The 21,212-nt window shown below is 45.5% G+C and carries 19 protein-coding genes; 7 read left to right on the top strand and 12 right to left on the bottom strand.

The features are described 5' to 3' along the window. The first annotated feature begins 117 nt into the window (after nt 1–117). The 7 genes from pcnB to R3P39_RS16460 all read left to right on the top strand — a co-directional run bounded on the left by pcnB (nt 118) and on the right by R3P39_RS16460 (nt 5,773). Nucleotides 118–1,464, top strand: a complete 1,347-nt coding sequence (gene pcnB, locus R3P39_RS16490) for a polynucleotide adenylyltransferase PcnB (protein ID WP_336568845.1) — start codon at nt 118–120, stop codon at nt 1,462–1,464. Beyond that, nucleotides 1,465–1,944 carry a 2-amino-4-hydroxy-6-hydroxymethyldihydropteridine diphosphokinase gene (gene folK, locus R3P39_RS16485; RefSeq protein ID WP_336568844.1) on the top strand — a complete coding sequence of 160 codons (480 nt, stop codon included), beginning with the start codon at nt 1,465–1,467 and terminating at the stop codon, nt 1,942–1,944. It begins immediately after the preceding gene. A 21-nt stretch (nt 1,945–1,965) separates the two neighbouring features. After that, entirely contained in the window at nt 1,966–2,760 is a 795-nt protein-coding gene (panB, locus tag R3P39_RS16480) for a 3-methyl-2-oxobutanoate hydroxymethyltransferase (RefSeq protein WP_336568843.1), read from the top strand. A 30-nt stretch (nt 2,761–2,790) separates the two neighbouring features. Next, nucleotides 2,791–3,639 (top strand): pantoate--beta-alanine ligase, encoded by an 849-nt coding sequence (panC, locus tag R3P39_RS16475; protein ID WP_336568842.1) that lies wholly within the window; start codon nt 2,791–2,793, stop codon nt 3,637–3,639. 14 nt (nt 3,640–3,653) lie between these two features. Beyond that, the gene (locus tag R3P39_RS16470) at nt 3,654–3,881 is read left to right on the top strand and encodes a hypothetical protein (RefSeq protein WP_336568841.1); all 228 of its coding nucleotides are present in this window, start codon (nt 3,654–3,656) and stop codon (nt 3,879–3,881) included. A gap of 276 nt (nt 3,882–4,157) precedes the next feature. Further along, nucleotides 4,158–5,351, top strand: coding sequence for a porin (locus R3P39_RS16465; RefSeq protein WP_336568840.1), 1,194 nt, complete (start codon nt 4,158–4,160; stop codon nt 5,349–5,351). 11 nt (nt 5,352–5,362) lie between these two features. Next, nucleotides 5,363–5,773: a phosphate ABC transporter substrate-binding protein gene (locus R3P39_RS16460; RefSeq protein ID WP_336568839.1), complete on the top strand. Its 411-nt coding sequence runs from the start codon at nt 5,363–5,365 to the stop codon at nt 5,771–5,773. A gap of 96 nt (nt 5,774–5,869) precedes the next feature. Here the strand turns inward: R3P39_RS16460 and R3P39_RS16455 are convergent, their stop codons facing one another. The 12 genes from R3P39_RS16455 to R3P39_RS16400 form a co-directional block, all read right to left on the bottom strand. After that, the gene (locus R3P39_RS16455; protein ID WP_336568838.1) at nt 5,870–7,492 is read right to left on the bottom strand and encodes a methyl-accepting chemotaxis protein; all 1,623 of its coding nucleotides are present in this window, start codon (nt 7,490–7,492) and stop codon (nt 5,870–5,872) included. Nucleotides 7,493–7,721: 229 nt separating this feature from the next. Beyond that, nucleotides 7,722–8,690: a PstS family phosphate ABC transporter substrate-binding protein gene (locus R3P39_RS16450; protein ID WP_336568836.1), complete on the bottom strand. Its 969-nt coding sequence runs from the start codon at nt 8,688–8,690 to the stop codon at nt 7,722–7,724. A 71-nt stretch (nt 8,691–8,761) separates the two neighbouring features. Next, a complete protein-coding gene (gene phoR / locus R3P39_RS16445) occupies nt 8,762–10,096 on the bottom strand; it encodes a phosphate regulon sensor histidine kinase PhoR (protein WP_336568835.1) in 1,335 nt (444 codons plus the stop codon). Nucleotides 10,097–10,312: 216 nt separating this feature from the next. Further along, nucleotides 10,313–11,002, bottom strand: a complete 690-nt coding sequence (phoB, locus tag R3P39_RS16440) for a phosphate regulon transcriptional regulator PhoB (protein WP_336568833.1) — start codon at nt 11,000–11,002, stop codon at nt 10,313–10,315. 229 nt (nt 11,003–11,231) lie between these two features. Next, nucleotides 11,232–12,170, bottom strand: coding sequence for a porin (locus R3P39_RS16435; protein ID WP_336568832.1), 939 nt, complete (start codon nt 12,168–12,170; stop codon nt 11,232–11,234). A 658-nt stretch (nt 12,171–12,828) separates the two neighbouring features. Next, nucleotides 12,829–13,893 (bottom strand): class II fructose-bisphosphate aldolase, encoded by a 1,065-nt coding sequence (gene fba / locus R3P39_RS16430; protein ID WP_336568831.1) that lies wholly within the window; start codon nt 13,891–13,893, stop codon nt 12,829–12,831. A 192-nt stretch (nt 13,894–14,085) separates the two neighbouring features. Continuing rightward, entirely contained in the window at nt 14,086–15,264 is a 1,179-nt protein-coding gene (locus tag R3P39_RS16425) for a phosphoglycerate kinase (protein WP_336568830.1), read from the bottom strand. A 137-nt stretch (nt 15,265–15,401) separates the two neighbouring features. Beyond that, nucleotides 15,402–16,415 carry an erythrose-4-phosphate dehydrogenase gene (gene epd, locus R3P39_RS16420; RefSeq protein WP_336568829.1) on the bottom strand — a complete coding sequence of 338 codons (1,014 nt, stop codon included), beginning with the start codon at nt 16,413–16,415 and terminating at the stop codon, nt 15,402–15,404. Nucleotides 16,416–16,552: 137 nt separating this feature from the next. Beyond that, a complete protein-coding gene (locus tag R3P39_RS16415) occupies nt 16,553–17,173 on the bottom strand; it encodes a 3'-5' exonuclease (protein WP_336569340.1) in 621 nt (206 codons plus the stop codon). Between the two features lie 3 nt (nt 17,174–17,176). After that, a complete protein-coding gene (locus R3P39_RS16410) occupies nt 17,177–19,015 on the bottom strand; it encodes a DUF294 nucleotidyltransferase-like domain-containing protein (RefSeq protein WP_336568827.1) in 1,839 nt (612 codons plus the stop codon). A 99-nt stretch (nt 19,016–19,114) separates the two neighbouring features. After that, nucleotides 19,115–20,839, bottom strand: coding sequence for a sodium:solute symporter family protein (locus R3P39_RS16405; RefSeq protein WP_336568825.1), 1,725 nt, complete (start codon nt 20,837–20,839; stop codon nt 19,115–19,117). An 11-nt stretch (nt 20,840–20,850) separates the two neighbouring features. Beyond that, nucleotides 20,851–21,114, bottom strand: a complete 264-nt coding sequence (locus tag R3P39_RS16400; RefSeq protein WP_336568824.1) for a DUF4212 domain-containing protein — start codon at nt 21,112–21,114, stop codon at nt 20,851–20,853. Between the last annotated feature and the right edge of the window lie 98 nt (nt 21,115–21,212).

The raw sequence follows: 21,212 nt of genomic DNA, 5'->3' as shown, positions 1-21,212 counted from the left end.
GCGAGCCTTAAAGTGAGCGGTTTTAACCACAAAAACTTGGCTCATCTATTTCATTTATAGACTTGATTGCTCAGGAGACGAGTTATTATTTCCAAGCTTGTAAACTTCTGCCGCCAGATGGTATCTGGAAAAGGCGATGATATGGTGGTATCAGCCAACCCAAACCCTGCGATAATTCCTCGTAGCGAGCATGGCATATCTCGTAAACACTTCAGTCCCAACGCCATTAAGGTGCTCTACCGTCTTAAAGATGGCGGTTACGATGCTTACCTAGTGGGTGGCTGTATTCGTGATATTTTACTTGGTATTGAGCCAAAAGATTTTGACGTCGTTACCAACGCCACTCCTGAACAAGTCAAAAAGCTGTTTCGCAATTGTCGCCTGATCGGCAGACGTTTTCGTCTTGCCCATATTGTTTTTGGTCGTGAAGTCATCGAAGTGGCGACCATGCGCGGCCACCATCAGGTTGACGATTCTAGCAACAACATCAGTAAAGCCAGTGAGCATGGTCAACTACTGCGCGATAATGTTTATGGCAGCATAGAAGAAGATGCAGAACGTCGCGACTTCACTATTAATGCCTTATATTACTCCATTAATGACTTTTCTTTGCGCGACTTTGCCGGTGGCGTTGAAGCGATCAAAGCCAGAAAAATCGAGCTAATTGGCGATCCACAAACACGCTACCGCGAAGACCCCGTGCGTATGCTAAGGGCGGTGCGCTTTGCCACTAAGCTGGACATGACCATTGCAGAACCAACGCGAGCGCCGATTAAAGAATTAGCGCCCTTGTTAGGTCACATCCCTGCGGCACGATTGTTTGAAGAAACGCTAAAGCTGTTTTTGAACGGTAAAGCACAAGCCAACTTTTTACAGTTACGTGAATTTGGCCTATTCGGACAGTTATTTCCAGCCCTAGAGAGCATTTTAACTCGACCTGAAAGCGACTTTGAACGCCAGTTTATTGCAAACATGTTTGCCAATACCGATGAGCGCATCAATACCGGCAAAAAGGTGACGCCTGCCTTTATCTATGCGGCTTTATTGTGGTTCCCTATTTTAGAGCGAAGCCAAGCATTAAAGGCCGATGGCATGAACGATCACGATGCCTTTATGCAAGCGGTTAACCAGGTGCTTGCTGACAATGCCAAGCAAGTCGCCGTACCAAAACGCTTTACATTAGGCGCCAGAGATATTTGGCATATTCAACAGCGTTTAGATAGACGCTCAGGCCAACGTGCTTATCGTCTTAGTCAGCAGCCACGCTTTAAGGCTGCTTACGACTTCTTATTATTACGGGTAGAAAGTGGCGAGCAGCAACAGCAAGAGCTGGCAAACTGGTGGAGCGAGTATTTAAAGCAAGACGTCAACGGCCAAAAAGAAATGGTCAGAAACCTTGGCGGTCAAGGTAAGCCGAAGCGCCGCCCACGCCGTAAACCTAGACGTAAACCGAAAGAAGAGTAAATGAATATCGCGTATATCGGTCTTGGTGCCAATTTAGCAGAGCCACAAGCGCAACTCCAGCGCGCCTTGGCGGTGCTTAAGAGTCACCCTGAGCTCGAGCTAAAAACACACTCGCGCTTATATGGTTCAAAGCCAATGGGCCCTCAGGATCAACCTGACTATGTCAATGCGGTGGCTCAGGTTGCCACTAAGCTCGAAGCCGAAGCGCTGCTTGATGTGTTACAGCAAATAGAACAACAGCATGGTCGCGTGCGCAAAGCGGAACGTTGGGGACCTCGTACGCTAGATTTAGATATACTGTTATTTAACCAAGCAATCATCAACACACCACGGCTGACCATTCCTCATTACGGCATGGCAGAACGTGAATTTGTGGTCTATCCCTTGTTGGAGATAGCACCTGAGTTAACCTTGCCCAACGGCACTAAGTTACAATCACTCAGTGCAACTTTGCCGCTCAATGGGCTTGAAGCCTTATAATAAAAACCAAAGGGGTTAATCATGGCAAAAATCACCGTCTCTACACTTGCCAAAATGAAACGCGAAGGAACTAAAATCACTTCCTTAACCGCCTACGACGCAAGTTTTGCGAAATTATTTTACGACCATGGCGTCGACGTCATATTGGTTGGGGACTCTTTGGGCATGGTGCTGCAAGGGGGTGATGACACCTTAGCCGTTTCCACCAATGACGTGGCTTATCATACTCGCTGTGTTCGCGCAGGGAGTCGCGAGCTTTTTGTTATCGCCGATATGCCATTTATGAGTTATCCCAATCCAGAAAAAGCGTGTGAGAATGCAGCTCAACTGATGCGCGCCGGTGCCAACATGGTCAAACTAGAAGGCGGTGAGTGGCTTCATGATAGTATTAAGGCGCTAACGCAACAAGGGATCCCAGTGTGCGGCCACCTTGGTCTCACACCGCAATCGGTGCATGTTTTTGGCGGCTTTAAAATTCAAGGTCGCGACTCACAGCAAGCACAAAAAATGATTAATGATGCCAAAGCATTAGAACAAGCAGGGGCACAGCTATTGGTGATTGAATGCGTCCCCTCGGCTCTCGCCAAACAAATTACCGATGCCGTTTCTATCCCTGTAATTGGCATTGGCGCAGGTAAAGAGACCGATGGTCAAATTTTGGTAATGCATGATTTAGTGGGTATTTCTGCAGGCTATATACCTAAGTTCTCGAAAAACTTCTTAACCGAAACCGGTAACATGCCAGATGCCGTGAAAAAATTCTGTGATGACGTTAAGTCAGGCGCCTTCCCTGCGGCTGAGCATGAGTTTAATTAACCGCGCAAGCGCTTGAAGCAAGAGTAAAACATGCAAACAATTTCTGAAATTAAATCACTGCGCAGCCAGGTAAAAGCATGGCGTCAGCAGGGGCTAAGCATCGCCTTCGTGCCAACCATGGGTAACCTCCATCGTGGTCACTACTCCTTGGTTGAAAAAGCGAAAACACTGGCAGATAAAGTGGTTGTGAGTATTTTTGTTAACCCTATGCAGTTTGGCGCTAACGAAGACTTAGATAGCTACCCAAGAACATTAGAGCAAGATCAGCAAGGTCTTGCCGAACTCGATACCGACATTGTATTTACTCCCACAGTGGCCACCATTTACCCTTATGGTTTAGCTAGTCAAAGCTTTGTTGATGTTCCAGGCGTATCCGAAGATCACTGCGGCGGTGCGCGACCAGGCCACTTCAGAGGGGTTGCCACCATAGTGACGAAGCTGTTCAACTTGGTGCAACCTGACTTTGCCTGCTTTGGTGAGAAAGACTTTCAGCAGCTGCAAGTCATCAAAACCATGGTAAAAGATTTATCCATGCCAATCGAAGTCATTGGCGTACCGACTCAACGCGAAGTGTCTGGCTTAGCAATGAGCTCACGCAATGGCTATTTGAGCGATGCTGAGAAGGAGACCGCTAAAGTACTCTATCAAACCTTAAAGTCTGCTGCAGAAACACTGAGCTCAGGCAATAAAGACTTCGCGGCCATCAAGCAACAGGCAGTAGAAACCTTAACCAGTGCAGGACTCACACCAGATTATTTTAATATTTGCCACAGGGATACCTTAAAGCCTGCTACACTAAAAGACACACAATTGGTTATTCTCGCTGCGGCCTACCTAGGCAAGGTGCGACTAATCGATAACATTCAAGTCTCCGTGTAGAGAAAGGAAAAGATATGAAGCTCGCGTTCACATTGCTGTTTATTACTGCTTTGGCAGGCTGTACTAACACCCTCTCTCCAGAGTTAAACCAGTGTGCACAACAAAGTTACCAGTGTGAGCGCGGATGCGAGCAACAAAATACTCCCGACACCATGTCGATGCAGATTTGCTTAGATAAATGCATCGAGCAGCATAATGCTTGCAAGGTGCAAGCAGAAAAAATCACTCAGTCAAAACGTTAATAGATTACCTTTCTTATTGATTATAAATAGAAAAGTGGCCATAAGTCCTCACATTCTATTCGTTTTCAGGTAAAATAGTCTGGTCTGATGAGCTGTTGTAGCTGGGATAAATAGCCAAAAACTGCTACTACTAAGTTAATTAATAAGTGCTTACTAGGCTCTAAACTTGCAGTTTATGGCTTTTCTTCTACGATCAATATTATTGGTTACAACCACTTAGTAACACTCAATGTGTTTTTCAGACCTACCACTCTTTGCAAGTAAATGGGATTTAATATGAATAAATCAGCGATTGCTCTGTCAGTTGCACTGGCAACAGCCAGCTTCAGCAGCGCAGCGGAAATACGTATCAATGGCTTCGCCTCAATTATTGGCGGGCAAACCTTAGACAGTGAAGATACGCTCTATGGTTACGATAACGACTTTGATCTAGAAAACCGCAGCCTGTTTGCACTGCAACTTTCTGCAGATCTGCAAGAAAACCTCACCGCGACCGCACAAATTGTTGGCCGTGGCAAAAATGACTTTGATGCCGAGTTTGAGTGGGCGTATATGACCTATAGCCTGTCTGACTCATCGCAGTTCAGCGCCGGTAAAATGCGCATTCCTTTTTATCGCTATTCGGACTTTTTAGATGTCGGCTACGCCTATCGCTGGATAAAGCCACCACAATCGGTATATAACCTCAGCTTTAGCACCTATAACGGTGTTAGCTACTTACACAACAGTACCTTAGGTGACTGGGACAGCTCAGCACAATTTGTCTTTGGCAGTGTTGATGATGATATCGTCGCCATCACTAACTCCGATGCAGCGCAATTGGATAACACCCTAGGTGTTAATTGGACCTTAAGTAAAGATTGGTTCAGCGCTCGCGTAGCCTACTTTGTCTCGGAAGCCAGTATTAGTGCCGCCAATAGCCCAGAGCTGAGCAGCTTGCTTGCCGGCCTTAATGGTTTTGGTCTTTCTGAGCAGGCTAATAATATTGCTATCGATGAGGATGACGCCTACTTCGCCGCAGTGGGCTTTTCAATCGATTACAATGATTTCTTATTTGATGCCGAATACACCCAATTCGAAGTCGACGATAGTATTCTGGCCGAGCAACAACAATACTATGCCTCTTTTGGCTACCGCTTAGATGCCTGGACCTTACACCTAACTTACGAGCACAATGAAGATAAAAATGGTGCGGATGAGTTTAATACCGTACCACTGACGATCAATGCCGCTAACGGTGCGACGATTCCAGTGACCACAGATCCTAGCAATGCCAACGCCCCTTACCTTCGCAGCTTAGTAAATGGCGCGCTGAATGGCGTGCGCTCAGAGTCTGAAACCTGGAGTGTAGGCGCTCGCTACGACTTCCACCCAGCCGCGGCGTTTAAAGTTGAATTGAATCAATTCGACAACACCCTAAGCAATGAAAAAGCTGAGCTATTAAGCTTCGGCATTGATTTAGTATTTTAGGGAGAGCAAAAATGATCAAAAAAACCATTATTGCACTTGGCTTAGCCCTTAGCAGTCAAGCCGCTGTTGCTGATATTGCCGTCATAGTAAACGCACAAAATGGCGCTACGGTGGACGAAAATACGATTAAAAAGCTGTTCTTAGGCAAAGCTAAATCATTTGCTGATGGCAGCAGTGCAACACCAGTAAACCAAGATGCTACCGCCCTATTTGATGAGTTTAATGACAAAGTCATTGGCAAGTCGAGCTCACAGCTTAACGCCCATTGGTCAAAATTGGTTTTCACCGGCAAGGGCACGCCGCCGAAAAAGTTAGCCAATGATCAAGCGGTACTCGACTTTGTCAGCAGCAATGCCAACGCCATTGGCTATGTTGATGCCGCAGCTGTAAACAATACAGTCAAAGTAGTTGCGAGTTACTAATACTTAATACTTCGCGCCTAGCATAAAAAAAAGAGGCTATCTTAGATAGCCTCTTTTTTATTTCTACAACCATTTAGCTTAGAGTCATCAGCGCGATTAAACTCGGAACTTAGAAGTGGCGTCTTTTAGGTTATCCGAGTGCGAGTTGAGGTTTTCTGCCACATCTTGCACCTCAGATAAGGCTTGCATGGTGTCTTGGAATGACTGGTGCATCGAGGTCACGTTATCAACCACCATGGCCGCCACGGAGGTTTGCTCTTCAGTAGCCGCTGCAATTTGACCATTCATGCTGTTAATTGACAAAATTTGCTCTGAAATTTGCTCTATCGACTGCCCAGTCTGCGCTGCCGCCTCTGCATTATTAATGGCCATACTGCTGGCACTGGTCATGGCTTTTACCGCCTGATTCGCCGCATCGGTTAATACATTCAGCAATTCACGAATTTCATTGGTCGATTGTGCGGTTCGTGATGCCAGTTCACGCACTTCATCGGCCACCACAGCAAAGCCTCGGCCTTGCTCACCAGCTCGTGCCGCTTCAATGGCCGCATTGAGTGCCAACAGGTTCGTTTGCTCAGCAATGGAAGTGATCACGTTCAAAATTTGTGTGACATTTTGGGTGTCGTCGGCCAACTTATTAATGGTTTCTGCCGCTTGGTTTATTTCTTCACTTAACGCCTGAGACTCGTTAACTGAGACCTGTATTTGCTGCTTACTTTGCTCAACCTCCTGTTCAGCAACTTGCGCTGCATCTGAGGCCTGAGAAGCCGATTGCGAGATATCGCCAACACTTAAACGCATTTCTTCCATCGATTGCTTAACTACTTCAGCATCGTGGGTTTGTTGGTTGGTTGCGGACTCCGCTTTTTCCATGCCTTTGACTAAACGACCAGAATCATGGGTAAGTGGTTCCACCACGCTCATTACCTCAAGCACTGCGCCTTTGAGTAGCGCAATAAACTCATTGAAGTTGACAGACACTTGGCCAATTTCATCGTGTGAGCGAACATTTAGCGTGGTGGATAACGACCCCTCCCCTTGCGCCAGTAACTTTAAGTTTTGCGCGGCATCTTTAGCTGAATTACCAATTCCTCTGGCAATCATTACAGCTAAAAAGATAAGTACAATTAAAGAGATGACCGCGACAATCAACATGATAGTCAAGGCATCGGCAGAGCGCTCTTCGGTATTTTTAAGTAGTTCAATAAAACGATTATGGGCGTTGTTTTTAGCGCTGCTAAAATCCGCCACCAGCGCCTCGTAAATTTCTGTTTTTTTACGGGCATCTTCTTGAATACGGGAAAAGTCAGCTGTGCCATCAATCATGCCACTGGCAATTTGCCGAGCGATGTTGGCGTATTGTTGTAGCTCATCATCACTGTTGCTGGGCATAAAGCCGCTTTGTACTGACTCAATTTTTTTTAGGTTGGCGAGGATCTGTTGTTGTTGCTCCTGCGCTTTGTCTAATAGCTCAGCGTCGCCAAAGGTAACCGCTTGAGTGTATAACTCGTCTAAGTTTTGCAGCTTATTAGCATTTTCAGTAGTGAGGTTAAGAATTTTATAAGTTTCTAACTCAAGTTCTGTCAGCGCCTTTTGATTGGAGTTTATGGCATTATAATTAACAAAGACGATAACGACAAAAGCCACCACCGCGACCAATGTGATTGCGTGGATCTTTTTGGTGATACTCAGATCAGCAAAAGCACTACCTAGACTCATAAATACACCTTTTAAAATAAGACGAGTTCATTATCGACCGTAATACTATTTATTTTAACTAAATATAGAATAAATCCAGCTTTTTTCCCTGTATTTAGTAAGAAGTTTGTCTTTTTAACCCAATAAAGGAACATAGGTATTTAAACAGCCGCTCTGTGCTATCAATACGAAACAAAAAATGCCGCATAAAATGCGGCATTTTTACTGATTAAACGTTCTTTAATGCGGCTTATAGTAAGCCCAGCTTTTTCAGCTCACGAGTAGCCATTTGGCTTGAAAGCGGCACATAGCCGTCTTTTTCTACGATTTTCTGACCCGTTTTTGACAGTACCATTTTCAAAAATTCAGCTTCAATTGGTGACAATGGTTTATTTGGGTGCTTGTTTACGTATACGTATAAGAAGCGTGATAGTGGGTACTTACCAGTGGCTACGTTTTCTAAAGTAGCATCAACAAAGTTAGTGCCTTTCTTCGCTAGTGGTACAGTGCGAACACCAGACGTCTTATAGCCAATGCCTGAGTAACCAATGGCATTTACCGATGAAGAAATAGACTGTACTACCGACGCCGAACCAGGCTGCTCGTTAACATTGTTGCGGAAGTCGCCTTTACACAGTGCTTTTTTCTTGAAGTAACCGTAAGTTCCCGATACCGAGTTACGACCGTAAAGCTGAATATCTTTCGCCGCCCAGTCACCGGTTAAGCCGATATCGCTCCAGCGATTCGCTTGCGAAGCAGCACCACATTTACGAGTTGAAGAGAAAATTGAATCAACTTGTTCAATGGTCAAGCCTTCAATTGGGTTGTCTTTGTGAACAAAAACAGCCAACGCATCGATAGCAACGCGAACTTCTGTTGGTTTGTAACCATAGCGCTTTTCAAACGCTTCAATCTCTTTAGACTTCATTTTACGGCTCATTGGACCGAAGTTTGCTGTGGCTTCGGTCAGTGCCGGTGGCGCAGTAGAAGAACCTGCAGCTTGAATTTGAATGTTTACGTTAGGGTAAATTCTTTTATATTCTTCTGCCCAAAACGTCATCATGTTAGCAAGCGTGTCAGAGCCAACAGAAGAGAAGTTTCCTGAGATACCACTGGTTTTGTTGTACTCTGGTAGCTTTTCATCTAATGCAGATACTTGCGTCGATACTAAGGTCGTAACAGCCACACCCATTGCGGCAACTAAGCTTTTAAATTTCATCGGGGTCACTCCAGTTGTTCATCCCAGTTATTTTACCTGAGCCATTGTGCAGTCATTAAATGACAATCAAATTACTCTTGTATTACACTTTTGTGACTTTCATCATTTGTCATAAAACTGCATTTTTCTTTGTTGAAAGCGAACCAAAAGTGCGAACCTTTACCCACCTGGCTTTCAATGTGTAATGTTGAGTCGTGGCGTGATAATACGTGCTTAGTGATCGCCAGCCCAAGTCCCGAGCCGCCGGTTTTTCTACTACGAGCTTTGTCCACTCGGTAGAAGCGCTCAGTGAGCCTGTTAATATGCTCAGGCGCAATACCATCACCATTATCCTCCACACTAAAGGTGGCCATGCCATCGTTAAGATACCAACGCACCCTAATAACGCCTTGCGGTTTGGTATAGTGAATTGCGTTAAACACTAAATTGGAGAAAGCGCTTCTTAGCTCATCGGCCGCCCCTTTAATGTCTAACTCGGCATCGACAGCAAAGCTAATATCATGGCCCTTGTCTTGATTTAACGAGAGCGCTTCTGTTTCGATAAGTTGTAGCATCGCCGGCACATTAACAGGTTTGTCATTATCTTGCTTTCTCGCCCCTTCAATGCGAGACAGCGATAGTAGTTGGTTAACCAGGCCATCCATGCGTTTACACTGATCAATCATGGTGCCATGGGCTTTGTTCCACATTGCCGGCGGGGGCATGTTATCGCTATCCATCATCTCTAGATACCCTGCCATCACTGTCAAAGGCGTTCTTAGCTCATGGGACACATTGGCGACAAAGTCTTTGCGCATTTGTTCTAGCTGCTTTAAGCGGCTAATGTCTCTGGCAACCAGCATCAGTTGCTCAGCGTAGGGCATAACTCGAATTTCTAATACTTGCTCATGAGCAAGCCCAGTCTCTAACTCAAGCGGCTCTTCAAACTGGTGAGCATGAATGTATTTGACAAATTTTGGGTCACGAATGAGGTTATCAAGGCGCTGACCGTGATCGGTTGGCCATTGTAGACCCAATACATTAAGGGCAAGCTGGTTACACCAGACAATACTGAGGTCTTGTTGTAGCACCACCACAGCGTCTGGAATGGCTTCCGCCCCTTCACGAAAGCGTCGGATCAGCTCAGCCAGTTCGTTGCGTTTTTTGCGGTTACGTAACTGTAGTTGGTATATGCCTTCAAATACCTGCTCCCAAGCGCCTTTTCCTTCTGGCGGATTAAAGCTGCGCTGATTCAATAGCCAGTCACTTAAGCGATATAGTTGCTTATAATGCCAAACCAGTAAAACAAAGGCGCCAATAAATAGAAAAAGGAAAGGTGCGCTAACTAAATAACCAATTAACGCCAAGGGTAAGAAATACAAAAACAGGCGTCTGATCAGCGCCTGCTTGTCAATCACTCGATACATAGACTAAGTCCATTGTGGCGCAGCCATCGATTCACCGCGCCCTTGGAAAAACGATTTAAACCGACCAGTGTTATACCATACAACTTAGTGTAATACGCAGCATTACTCGGCATAGGCCGAGCGATTTTATTGCTTAACTGGTTGAAATAAAAATTGTTTAGAATCAATAGCGAAATAGTTTTAACCTTAATAACGCTTGCTCTAAACAAGCTGTTTTTATACTTTACTAGAAAAGCGATACCCAGCACCGCGTACCGTTTGCACTAAACGATCGTGCCCAAGTGGTGCGATTGCTTTGCGCAGGCGACGTATATGTACATCCACGGTTCGGTCTTCAACATAAACATTCGTTCCCCAAACATGATCCAGCAACTGTTCACGACTGTACACGCGTTCAGGGTGTGTCATAAAAAAGTGCAGTAAGCGAAATTCAGTCGGTCCCATGTCCAGTTCAGTGCCCGCCGAGGTAACACGGTGTGAAATCGGGTCTAGGCGCAGGCCGTGGACTTCAATTGCTTCTTCCAACGAGGTTGGTGAAACACGTCGCATTACCGCTTTAATACGCGCCATTAATTCTTTTGGAGAGAAAGGTTTAGTCACATAGTCGTCAGCACCAACTTCTAATCCTTTAACTTTATCCTCTTCTTCACCGCGAGCAGTGAGCATGATGATTGGAATGGAGCGGGTATACTCACTTTGCTTAAACTTTTTCGCTATTTGAATACCACTTCCGCCGGGTAACATCCAATCAAGCAGAACTAAATCTGGATACGGTTCTACCATAGCGGCTAAGGCCGAATCGTAATCTTCTGCTTCAATGGCCTGAAAACCATTTTGTTCCAACACAAACACCAACATCTCTCTGATAGGTGCTTCATCATCAACTACAAGTACTTTACGTGACATTCCCAATGTTCTCTCGTTACCGATGTTGTTGATGTCATTATTATGACTTACTGTGACATTTTTATGAAAGTGTAACGCGTAAACATCAAAGTCACCAAAAAAAATCTCTTTTTTAGTGACAAAGGAACGCTTGTACCCAGTGTAATTACATGATTAATAATAAGATTTTTTACTGGAACAGCACTAATTTATTAATTTCGTGATTATACAAATAAAATTTCTTAAAACGTTAAAAATCATATCTTAAGGTCACCGCCATGGCATCAAAGTCCGGCTTATTGTCTAGTGAAAACTTGGAATACCATAGATACATTCGCGCTTGTTTGGTAAAGCTTTTCTCTACCCCCAGTGATGCCGCACTGCCGGAATCTTTGAGTTTGCCAGTAGCGCCATCCGCGCCTTGGTATTGTGCTAATAAAGTATAACTATTGATTTGATAAGAAGCGCTGACCATGTAGCTATCAACGTCTTCGTTACTCGCTAACGCTTCACTTTGCTGATACATGGCGCCGAGCTTTAATTCGTCGAGCTTACCTTGCACCGTAACGCGGTTGATATCTTGCCCCGCCACCTCGCTGTCATGAGCTAGGGCGACATAGACATTGGTTTGCTTGAGCTTACTATCGCCATAACTGGCTGCCATCGACAGGCCAGATTCGCCTTGCTGCTTACTGTTTTCTTCGGCAATGTAGCTAACTGTAAACTTCAAATGGTTAAGCGCTGGTGTGGTGTATTGGATAGTATCACCAAGACGATTATCACCGACGAAAAAGGTTTTGATGTCGCCAGAAAACTCATTCATCAAGTCTGTTTTACCCTGGGACTTCTTTAGCGGAGTATCATTGCGACCGACTAATACTTCGCCATAATCACCTCGCAAGCCAACATATTGAGAACGGGCTGTAATGTTGTCACTGCCATTATCGTCTGACACTTCGACGTTAAACTCAAAGCGGTAGAAAACCTCTAAACCGGAGTCCAAACTGGCATCGCCTTTAACCCCCAAACGGGAATTATAGCTTTCAATGTTTGTTTCCCTTTCTCCAGACTTATCAGTGTTTTGTACTCCTAAATGAGCACGACCATATAAAGTAACCGCGTCGTTAGCGGCCACTAAAAATGGCATCATGGTAAAACCTAACAGCACAGAGCAATTCGTTATTTTCATTTAAACTCACCATCGAAAGAGAACACGCAGTTTAAGCTGAGGAAGGATTTTATTAGCGTTATTAATTACCAGCTCGTTTAATTTAAAGCTAGTCAATTTTGGTAAGAGATCAAGGCGCTGATCATGGATCAGTGTTTTATTAACTGTGGCGATGAACTGAGCAAGAGATCAGCTTTTTACTAAGCGATCATTATAAGGATCAGGATTTTACCTACATGAAGGCCTAGAACCGCAAACAGAGCTGGTAAAATACTGATCTTTATGGCGATACATATTGCTAACTGATTGATCTTTGCATTGGATCACCTTGGCAGTTGATATAACCCTGATCCCACTTGGTATAACCCTGATCCCACTTGGTATAACCCTGATCTGAATCATGTCAGCCAGTAAAATAGCGATCCGTAATTAAAAGGTAGGTGTTGATATCAGTAACTTAGCTGAGAGCTAAACAGGCGATCATCGCTCCTAGCTTATTGCTTATGAAATATGATAATACACTGATGTGAAATGCTTTTTGGATTAAAAAGGCCTCCTAAATGGAGGCCTATTACGAGGGATCATTTGCCTACTTAGTAAAGCAATGATCCCAGTATGAGTCACTAATTGGGATTGATGATCACACTTTATAAGCTAGCAATAGCAGCTATTACTGTTATTACTTCACTTTAGGATCAAGTTCACCTGATAAGTACTTCAGATGCATATCGTCTAAAGAAATAGGTTTGATCTTAGCAGCATTACCTGCGGTGCCAAATGCTTCGTAACGAGCAACACAGATCTCTGTCATTGCCTTAGTTGCTTCCGCCAAGAACTTACGCGGATCAAAGTTACTTGGGTTATGAGCTAAGTGACGACGAATAGCACCGGTCGACGCTAAACGCAGATCGGTATCGATGTTTACCTTACGCACCCCGTGTTTGATCCCTTCTACGATTTGCTCAACTGGCACACCATAAGTTTCTGGAATCTCACCACCAAACTCATTGATCACTGCAAGCCAATCTTGTGGAACTGAAGAAGAACCGTGCATTACTAAATGCGTGTCAGGAATACGGGCATGAATTTCTTTAATACGATCAATCGCTAAGATGTCACCCGTTGGTGGGCGCGTAAACTTGTAAGCACCGTGAGAAGTGCCACAGGCAATGGCCAGGGCATCAACATTGGTTTTCTTTACGAAATCGGCTGCTTCTTCCGGATCAGTCAGGAGCTGATCTTGAGTTAACTTACCTTCAGCACCAATGCCATCCTCTTCACCGGCTTCACCCGTTTCCAATGAGCCCAAAACCCCCAGCTCACCTTCTACAGATACCCCACACGCGTGCGCCATCTCAACGGTGCGCTTGGTCACATCAACATTGTAATCGTAGCTTGAAGGCGTTTTACCGTCTTCCAATAACGAGCCGTCCATCATCACTGATGAAAAGCCTAATTGAATTGAGCGCTGGCATACCGCAGGAGAGGTGCCGTGATCTTGGTGCATGACAACTGGAATATGAGGCCACTCTTCCACAGCGGCTAGAATCATGTGACGAATAAATGGGGCGCCAGCATATTTACGCGCACCGGCAGAACCTTGAACGATCACAGGGCTGTTAGTCTTGTCAGCTGCTTCCATAATCGCACGCATTTGCTCTTGGTTGTTCACGTTAAATGCCGGAACGCCATAACCATGCTCTGCGGCATGATCGAGTAGTTGACGCATACTGATTAAAGCCATATTGCTTTCTCCAATTGTTGATAGCCACTGCTATCGGTTTGAACGGGATAATATTTACTCACCAATTATTATTGGTGTTGGTTAGCACGAAACTAACCTGAAGCTACGCTTCATAAGCAGGCCGCCTATTTGTGAGAGAGCGGCGACCGCTACAAACAAAAGAGGCAGCATGATTGCTACCCCCTATACTGATTAACTTTTTGCGCGTTGCTCTAACATGGCAACCGCAGGTAGGGTTTTGCCTTCCAAGAATTCTAGGAATGCACCACCACCGGTTGAGATGTATGAAATGTCTTTTTCAACACCGTATTTGTCTATTGCCGCGAGAGTATCACCGCCACCAGCGATTGAGAACGCCGAAGACTTAGCGATAGCGTTAGCGATGGCTTCCGTACCGTTGCCGAATTGATCAAATTCAAATACGCCTACAGGACCATTCCAAACCACGGTGCCCGCTTTAGCGATAATGTCTGCCAGTTTAGTTGCGGTGTCTGGGCCGATATCAAAAATCATGTCTTCATCGGTCACTTCGTTGACATCTTTAATGGTAGCCACCGCAGTTTCAGAAAACTCATTACCAACCACCACATCACTGGGCACAGGAATTTCACCATTATTGGCTTTAGCGGCATCGCTAAGCTTATTCGCTTCTGTCATTAAGTCGGCTTCGTAAAGCGATTTGCCTACTGGGTGCCCCGCTGCGGCAATAAAGGTATTGGCAATACCACCACCAGTAACCAGTTGGTCGACCACCTTAGACAGTGAATCAAGTACGGTTAGCTTAGTCGATACTTTTGACCCACCGACAATTGCCACCAATGGACGTGCAGGATTATCTAACGCTTTACCTAGTGCCTCTAGCTCAGCGGCCAGTAATGGCCCAGCACATGCAACCTCAGCGAACAAACCCACACCATGGGTAGATGCTTGCGCGCGGTGAGCGGTACCAAAGGCATCCATCACATACACGTCACATAACGCTGCCAACTGTTTGGCCAGTGTTTCGTCATCTTTTTTCTCGCCAACATTAAAGCGTACGTTTTCAAATACAACCACTTCATCTGCTGCAACGGTTACGCCATTTAAATAGTCTTTCTCCAGACGTACCGTTTGTGACAGTGCATCGTTTAGGTAATCCACCACCGGCTGTAGTGAATATTGGCCATCATATTCGCCCTCAGTTGGACGCCCAAGGTGAGACATCACCATCACTTTAGCGCCTTTTTCTAAGGCCAGCTTGATGGTTGGAAGGGCTGCACGAATGCGCGCATCTGACGCAACTTTGCCATCTTTAATTGGCACATTTAGGTCTTCGCGGATCAATACGCGCTTACCGTTTAAATCTAAATCCGCCATCTTAATGACTGACATTGGACATCTCCTTAAAGAACGATACATTTTTGTGAGCTTAGAACCTGTAACCTAAGTGCTATTTTGTTATTTCTTTTTCGTTTTGCACGATTAGTCTGAATATTATACCAGCCTTACCAGCAAATGATGAGTAGCTTTTAAGATGCTCGCATCATGGCGCTGGCGGTATCGAGCATACGGTTGGCAAACCCCCACTCGTTGTCGCACCAAACTAATAATTTCACCAAACGCTTATGACTGACGCGTGTTTGCGTGCCATCGATAATACAAGAGTGAGGATCATGATTAAAATCCACCGATACCAGCGGCTCTTCGGTGTAACTTAAAATCCCCGCTAAGCGACCCGCCTCCGACTGCTGCAGCACGCGGTTCACTTGTGCAATAGTGACTTCTTTGTCTAAGGTCACACTCAAATCCATCGCCGTTACATTAATTGTAGGTACGCGCACCGCAATTGCCTCAAAACGACCATGAAATTTTGGCAAGATGCGCTCAATGCCGCGTGCCAGCTTGGTATCCACTGGAATAATCGATTGGCTGGCAGCTCGAGTTCGGCGTAAATCGCTGTGATAAGCGTCTATCACTTGCTGGTCATGCATTGAGGCATGAATGGTGGTGATAGCACCAGACTCAATGCCAAAGTTATCATCCAATACTTTGATCACAGGGACAATACAGTTAGTGGTACAAGAACCATTAGAGACAATAGTATGGTCAGACTGCAACACCTCATCATTAATACCGTAAATCACAGTAGCATCAACATCGGCGTCGGCGGGATGGGAAAATAAAACCTTCTTCGCACCCGCTTGAATGTGAGCCAATGCATGCTGGCGAGAGTGATACACACCAGTGCAATCTAACACCACATCGACTTCTAGCGCACGCCAAGGCAAGTGACTGGGATCCGGCTCGCTAAACAATTGGATCTTATCGCCATTGACATCTAAAAAAGATTCGGTCAGCGAAACGGGGTAGGCAAAACGCCCATGGGAGGTGTCGTATTTAAGTAAATGGGCAATGCCATCTGGGTCTGCCAGCTCATTGATAGCAACGATTTTAATATCGTGTTGACGGCCAGATTCATACAGCGCTCTGACGATATTGCGCCCGATCCGACCAAAGCCATTGATTGCAAGCTTGATTGTCATTGAGTTGAAAATCCATTAAGTCGCAAGTACGAAAGTTCCCCTCCGCTTTGATGGCGCTATTGTAATCGACCTGAATAAAATGTGTAAGGGGCTAGCGTAAATTTTTAGCAGCGCTTTCAGTTAGCTATTGCACTATGCTAGGTAAGCTCAGCGACCTTACATTTGCCGTTAATGGAAATAGCCTGCACTTGCGCCAGCAATAACTCGGCGGTCGCTAGGGCATCACTTAAGGCATTATGTTGTGAGCGCTGTGCCGGCAAACCATAGCGCGCTCGGCAGGCACTTAAGGTTAAGGCATCTTGCGCAAGCGGATAGCCCTGCTGTAATATTCGCCGCTTTTCGAGCGCTAAAGTATCAACCAACAACTTTGGCCTAATCGTCATGTGATGCTTGCGCATAGCCGCTTTAATAAACCCCCAGTCCATAGGTAAATTATGACAAACCAATACTTTGCCAGTGAGCGCTTGGCGTAATTCAGCCAAAATAGTGGTCATGGTTTCACCCTGAGCTACTGTATCAGCGTCAATACCATGGTACACCGGACTTTGTGCTAATGCCGTGACTTCTTTATTGATGTGATACTGGGCTTTGGAAACGGCAATACGCCCGGCTTTTATTGGTAGCCAGCCTACTGAAACAATTTCGTGTTGTCGCGGGTCTAAGCCGGTTAGCTCCAAATCGAGTACCACCAGTTCAGCTTGCTCAACTAGCAACTGTTTCGTTTGCCACTGGCTATAGTAGTTGGTTAGCCATTTCATCAATTACAAACTACCTCGCGCAAATTTAAAGGCACTGGCTTGCTGTGCTTGTTTTACCAAATAAAATGCCTCTTTGAGTTGATGGCGCTCCAGCGACGAAAGGTTCTCTGGGTTAATGCAGTTGCCGGGCAAACCCTCGCGATTAATTTGGGTTTTAAGTCTGAGCTGGGTTAAAAATCGCCAGCAGTCTTTTAAGTTTTCCACATCCTCTTTGGCCAGTAGCTGATGCTTTGCTAAGGCTTCTAAACGCTCCAAAGTATTGGCTCGAGCCACCACTGCCTTTAACGAATAAAGTCGCACTACATCATTAATGATGGCCACCCCACGCTTTTTAAGGTCGAGATACTTATGCTTACTTTTATCGGTTTCTAACTTAAACTGCTGAAAAATACCAATGGGTACTGAATTGGTATTGATGTCGGTAGCCATGGCAGCATAAAACAGTTCATTCTTACTGATATTAGCCAGACCTTGACTGAGTGCACTGTATAAATCGCCGGCACCATCAATAAAGCGCATATCAAAATAAATTTTACAGTTCAGCATGGCTTTGGGAGTTGGCGAGAGGATCCACTTAGAGAAGCGTGCCACCCATTCATTCACCGTACCCCGACATGCCGGGTTGCTGGCCATAATATTGCCCGGGCAAGATTGAATACCACACTCATTGAGTTGCTCACACACAAAACGACCCAGTCCAGCAAAGTAATCTCGCTCGCTGTTACTGATGTTATCAGGCAGTAATAAGCCATTGTCTTGATCTGAATGTAAGGTTTGCTCTTCCCGTGCTTGCGAGCCAAAGCAAATCCAAGCAAAACGGCAAGGTGCGTTACCATGCTCTTCTTGGTACAAGTAAATTAGCCTGGCGGTGAGTGCGTCGGTTAAGCCACTGAGCAGTTTGCCAATTAAAGAAATGTCTTCAATATGATGAGAAAACTGCCGCAGCAGATCGGGGATTTCCTGAGCACACTGTTTTACTCCATATAAATTCTGAGCTTTATAAATGCGCCCAATTAACTGCACCGGATCGCTTTTTTGCTGGCGCAGCAAATCGGTGCTAGTTAACATTCCCAAAGGCTTATAATCTTCGTTTAGCACCGGTAAATGGTGAATATTATGCTTTAGCATCAAGTGCAAAGCTGAGAACACCCGGTTATTTTCAAAAATGTGCTTGGGCTGTGCCGTCATAATCTCAGCTAAAGGTGCGCTGGGGTCCTTATCTTCGGCAAGTACCCGATTACGTAAATCGCGGTCTGTGACTACCCCCACCAGCTGGGCATCTTCAGTAACCATAATCGACGACACTCGGTGCTCACTCATTAGCTTGGCCGCCTCTCGGATCGAGGCAGTTGGTGCTATGGTCACCGCTTCTTTGGTCATCAGTTCAGAAATTTTACGCTCCGACCAGGTTTCACTTTGCTGTTTGTAACGTGACGCTAATAAACGGTTGGCGTGGGCTCGAACAAAATATTGCTCAAACATTTTGTATTCTCGGCGCAAATAATCAAAGCCAGATTCAGGCAACACGTAAACCAGACTGTCTTTTTGCACCTCGATGCGATTTTGAATGCTATCCCCCGTGAGTAAAGACGGATAACCAAAATAGTCTCCTTCACTCATGCGACCAATGACTTCATCTTTGGCTGAAATCAAGTCAATCACACCAGAGCGAATGAGGTAGAGGTTAGGCTTACCATCTTGCAGCCAGTCCTGTTGATTGCCATTAGTCACATAAACAATGTCTATATGACGGGCAAAATAACTCGCCGCAGCCTCAGGAAGATCGCTAAATGGCGCTTGTTGCTCAACAAATTGCAACACATCTTGGATTTCGGGGGTCATAGTTATCCTTACAAATACAGGCTTGTTATAGCTTGGATAAAAACAAAACTGCCCAGTAACCAAGTGACGGGTTACTGGGCATGTTCACTCATCTATTCCTTAGTGAGCTTGGGCGGCGCTAGAGCCTTTAGGATTGCGGATCCCTTCTACCATCAGTTTGATTTCATCTGGTGTTTCTGCGGTTAGCTTCATTACAATGGCAGCCACCACAAAGTTAATCACCATACCAATGATACCGATGCCTTCTGGTGAGATACCAAACAACCAGTTAGCCGGCGCATTCAGCTCAGGGCTAACAAACTTGAAGTAAATGATATAAGCCGCAGTAAAGCCAATACCCGTTACCATACCTGCGATGGCCCCTTCTTTATTCATGCGTTTAGAGAAAATACCCATGATAATTGCTGGGAAGAAGCTCGCTGCGGCTAAGCCGAAGGCGAACGCCACCACCGATGCCACAAATCCAGGCGGGTTGATACCAAAGTAAGCAGAGATACCAATTGCCGTCATTGCTGCTAAACGGGCTGCAAGGAGCTCTTGCTTATCGTTAATATCTGGCTTTAAGGTGCGTTTTAGTAAGTCATGAGACACCGACGTTGAAATAACCAGTAGTAGACCTGCCGTGGTTGACAGTGCCGCGGCAATACCACCGGCTGCAACCAGTGCAATCACCCATGCTGGTAAATCCGCAATTTCTGGGTTTGCCAATACCATGATGTCACGGTCTACTTTCACTTCGTTGGCACTTGCAGGATCATTGATGCTACCTGCTGAGTACTGCATTTTGCCGTCACCGTTTTTATCATTAAATTCGATAAGGCCGGTTCTTTCCCAGTTTTTCACCCATTGTGGTGCATCCGCATAAGCGGTACCACTGCCGTCTTTACCGTTAATGGTGTCAATCATGTTAACTCGAGCGAATGACGCCACAGCAGGAGCCGTTGTGTAAACAATAGCGATGAAGACCAATGTCCATGCCGCTGAGATACGCGTATCTTTTACTCGTGGCACGGTGAAAAAGCGTACGATAACGTGTGGTAAGCCGGCAGTACCCACCATTAGCGCTGCGGTAATAGCAAACACATCTACCATACTCTTAGAGCCTTCAGTATATTGGGCAAAGCCAAGTTCGGTGGTGAGACCATCGAGCTTGTCGAGCATGTAATTACCAGAGCCATCAGCTAAGGTAGCCCCAAAACCCGTTTGTGGTAGTAAGTGACCTGTCATCATCAAGGAAATAAAGATAGCAGGAACCAGGTATGCAAAAACCAATACGCAATACTGTGCAACCTGGGTGTAGGTGATGCCTTTCATACCGCCAAGTACCGCGTAGAAGAATACGATAACCATGCCGATGTAAACACCGGTTTCAATGTCGACTTCTAAGAAGCGAGAGAACACGACCCCAACACCACGCATTTGACCTGCGATGTAGGTGAAACAGATAAAGATGGCACACAAGATCGCCACTACGCGAGCAACCTGTGAATAGTAGCGGTCACCAATGAAGTCTGGCACCGTGAATTTACCAAACTTACGTAGGTAAGGCGCAAGGCACAGGGCCAGTAGTACATAACCACCGGTCCAACCCATCAGGTATACACCACCATCGTAACCGGCGAAGGAGATGATCCCCGCCATTGAAATAAACGACGCCGCACTCATCCAGTCAGCAGCCGTTGCCATGCCATTAGCAACCGGTGGTACACCGCCGCCTGCAACATAGAATTCGTTGGTAGATCCGGCTCTTGCCCAAATCGCAATGCCGATATACATCGCAAAGCTAAGACCGACGATAATAAAAGTTAAAATTTGAACATCCATCGTTTAGCTCCTTACTCGTCTACGCCGTATTTTTTATCTAGCGCATTCATTTTTGAAACGTAGACAAAAATTAACGCGACAAAGGTATAAATTGCGCCTTGTTGCGAGAACCAAAATCCGAGTTTAAAACCAAAAAAACGGATCTCGTTAAGTACATCGACTAACAGGATGCCGAATCCAAATGATACGACAAACCAAACAGTCAGTAGCTTAAACATCAAGGCGAGATTTTCTGACCAATATGCTTTTGCTTGTTCTTCACTTCTAAAAGCCATTTTAAATCTCCTATCACACGTTCAAGGTGAACGGGTTGTGTTAATTGACCCTATTGAGATTAGCAATGGCTTAACAAGATGAAATTGAGACCTTAGTC

Source organism: Pseudoalteromonas sp. UG3-2 (genome assembly GCF_037120705.1).
Lineage (GTDB): Bacteria > Pseudomonadota > Gammaproteobacteria > Enterobacterales > Alteromonadaceae > Pseudoalteromonas.
The sequence above is the reverse complement of the archived record's forward strand: the minus strand, read 5'-3'. Positions and strand labels throughout refer to the sequence as shown.

Excerpts from the sequence above, each read along its gene's own strand:
- panB (WP_336568843.1), top strand. The coding sequence starts at position 1,966 with ATGGCAAAAATCACCGTCTCTACACTTGCCAAAATGAAACGCGAAGGA.
- R3P39_RS16410 (WP_336568827.1), bottom strand. The coding sequence starts at position 19,015 with ATGACCCCCGAAATCCAAGATGTGTTGCAATTTGTTGAGCAACAAGCG.
- R3P39_RS16470 (WP_336568841.1), top strand. The coding sequence starts at position 3,654 with ATGAAGCTCGCGTTCACATTGCTGTTTATTACTGCTTTGGCAGGCTGT.
- R3P39_RS16400 (WP_336568824.1), bottom strand. The coding sequence starts at position 21,114 with ATGGCTTTTAGAAGTGAAGAACAAGCAAAAGCATATTGGTCAGAAAAT.
- epd (WP_336568829.1), bottom strand. The coding sequence starts at position 16,415 with ATGACAATCAAGCTTGCAATCAATGGCTTTGGTCGGATCGGGCGCAAT.
- pcnB (WP_336568845.1), top strand. The coding sequence starts at position 118 with ATGGTATCTGGAAAAGGCGATGATATGGTGGTATCAGCCAACCCAAAC.
- R3P39_RS16465 (WP_336568840.1), top strand. The coding sequence starts at position 4,158 with ATGAATAAATCAGCGATTGCTCTGTCAGTTGCACTGGCAACAGCCAGC.
- R3P39_RS16435 (WP_336568832.1), bottom strand. The coding sequence starts at position 12,170 with ATGAAAATAACGAATTGCTCTGTGCTGTTAGGTTTTACCATGATGCCA.
- panC (WP_336568842.1), top strand. The coding sequence starts at position 2,791 with ATGCAAACAATTTCTGAAATTAAATCACTGCGCAGCCAGGTAAAAGCA.
- R3P39_RS16450 (WP_336568836.1), bottom strand. The coding sequence starts at position 8,690 with ATGAAATTTAAAAGCTTAGTTGCCGCAATGGGTGTGGCTGTTACGACC.
- R3P39_RS16405 (WP_336568825.1), bottom strand. The coding sequence starts at position 20,839 with ATGGATGTTCAAATTTTAACTTTTATTATCGTCGGTCTTAGCTTTGCG.
- R3P39_RS16455 (WP_336568838.1), bottom strand. The coding sequence starts at position 7,492 with ATGAGTCTAGGTAGTGCTTTTGCTGATCTGAGTATCACCAAAAAGATC.
- R3P39_RS16415 (WP_336569340.1), bottom strand. The coding sequence starts at position 17,173 with ATGAAATGGCTAACCAACTACTATAGCCAGTGGCAAACGAAACAGTTG.
- folK (WP_336568844.1), top strand. The coding sequence starts at position 1,465 with ATGAATATCGCGTATATCGGTCTTGGTGCCAATTTAGCAGAGCCACAA.
- R3P39_RS16460 (WP_336568839.1), top strand. The coding sequence starts at position 5,363 with ATGATCAAAAAAACCATTATTGCACTTGGCTTAGCCCTTAGCAGTCAA.
- phoB (WP_336568833.1), bottom strand. The coding sequence starts at position 11,002 with ATGTCACGTAAAGTACTTGTAGTTGATGATGAAGCACCTATCAGAGAG.
- R3P39_RS16425 (WP_336568830.1), bottom strand. The coding sequence starts at position 15,264 with ATGTCAGTCATTAAGATGGCGGATTTAGATTTAAACGGTAAGCGCGTA.
- fba (WP_336568831.1), bottom strand. The coding sequence starts at position 13,893 with ATGGCTTTAATCAGTATGCGTCAACTACTCGATCATGCCGCAGAGCAT.
- phoR (WP_336568835.1), bottom strand. The coding sequence starts at position 10,096 with ATGTATCGAGTGATTGACAAGCAGGCGCTGATCAGACGCCTGTTTTTG.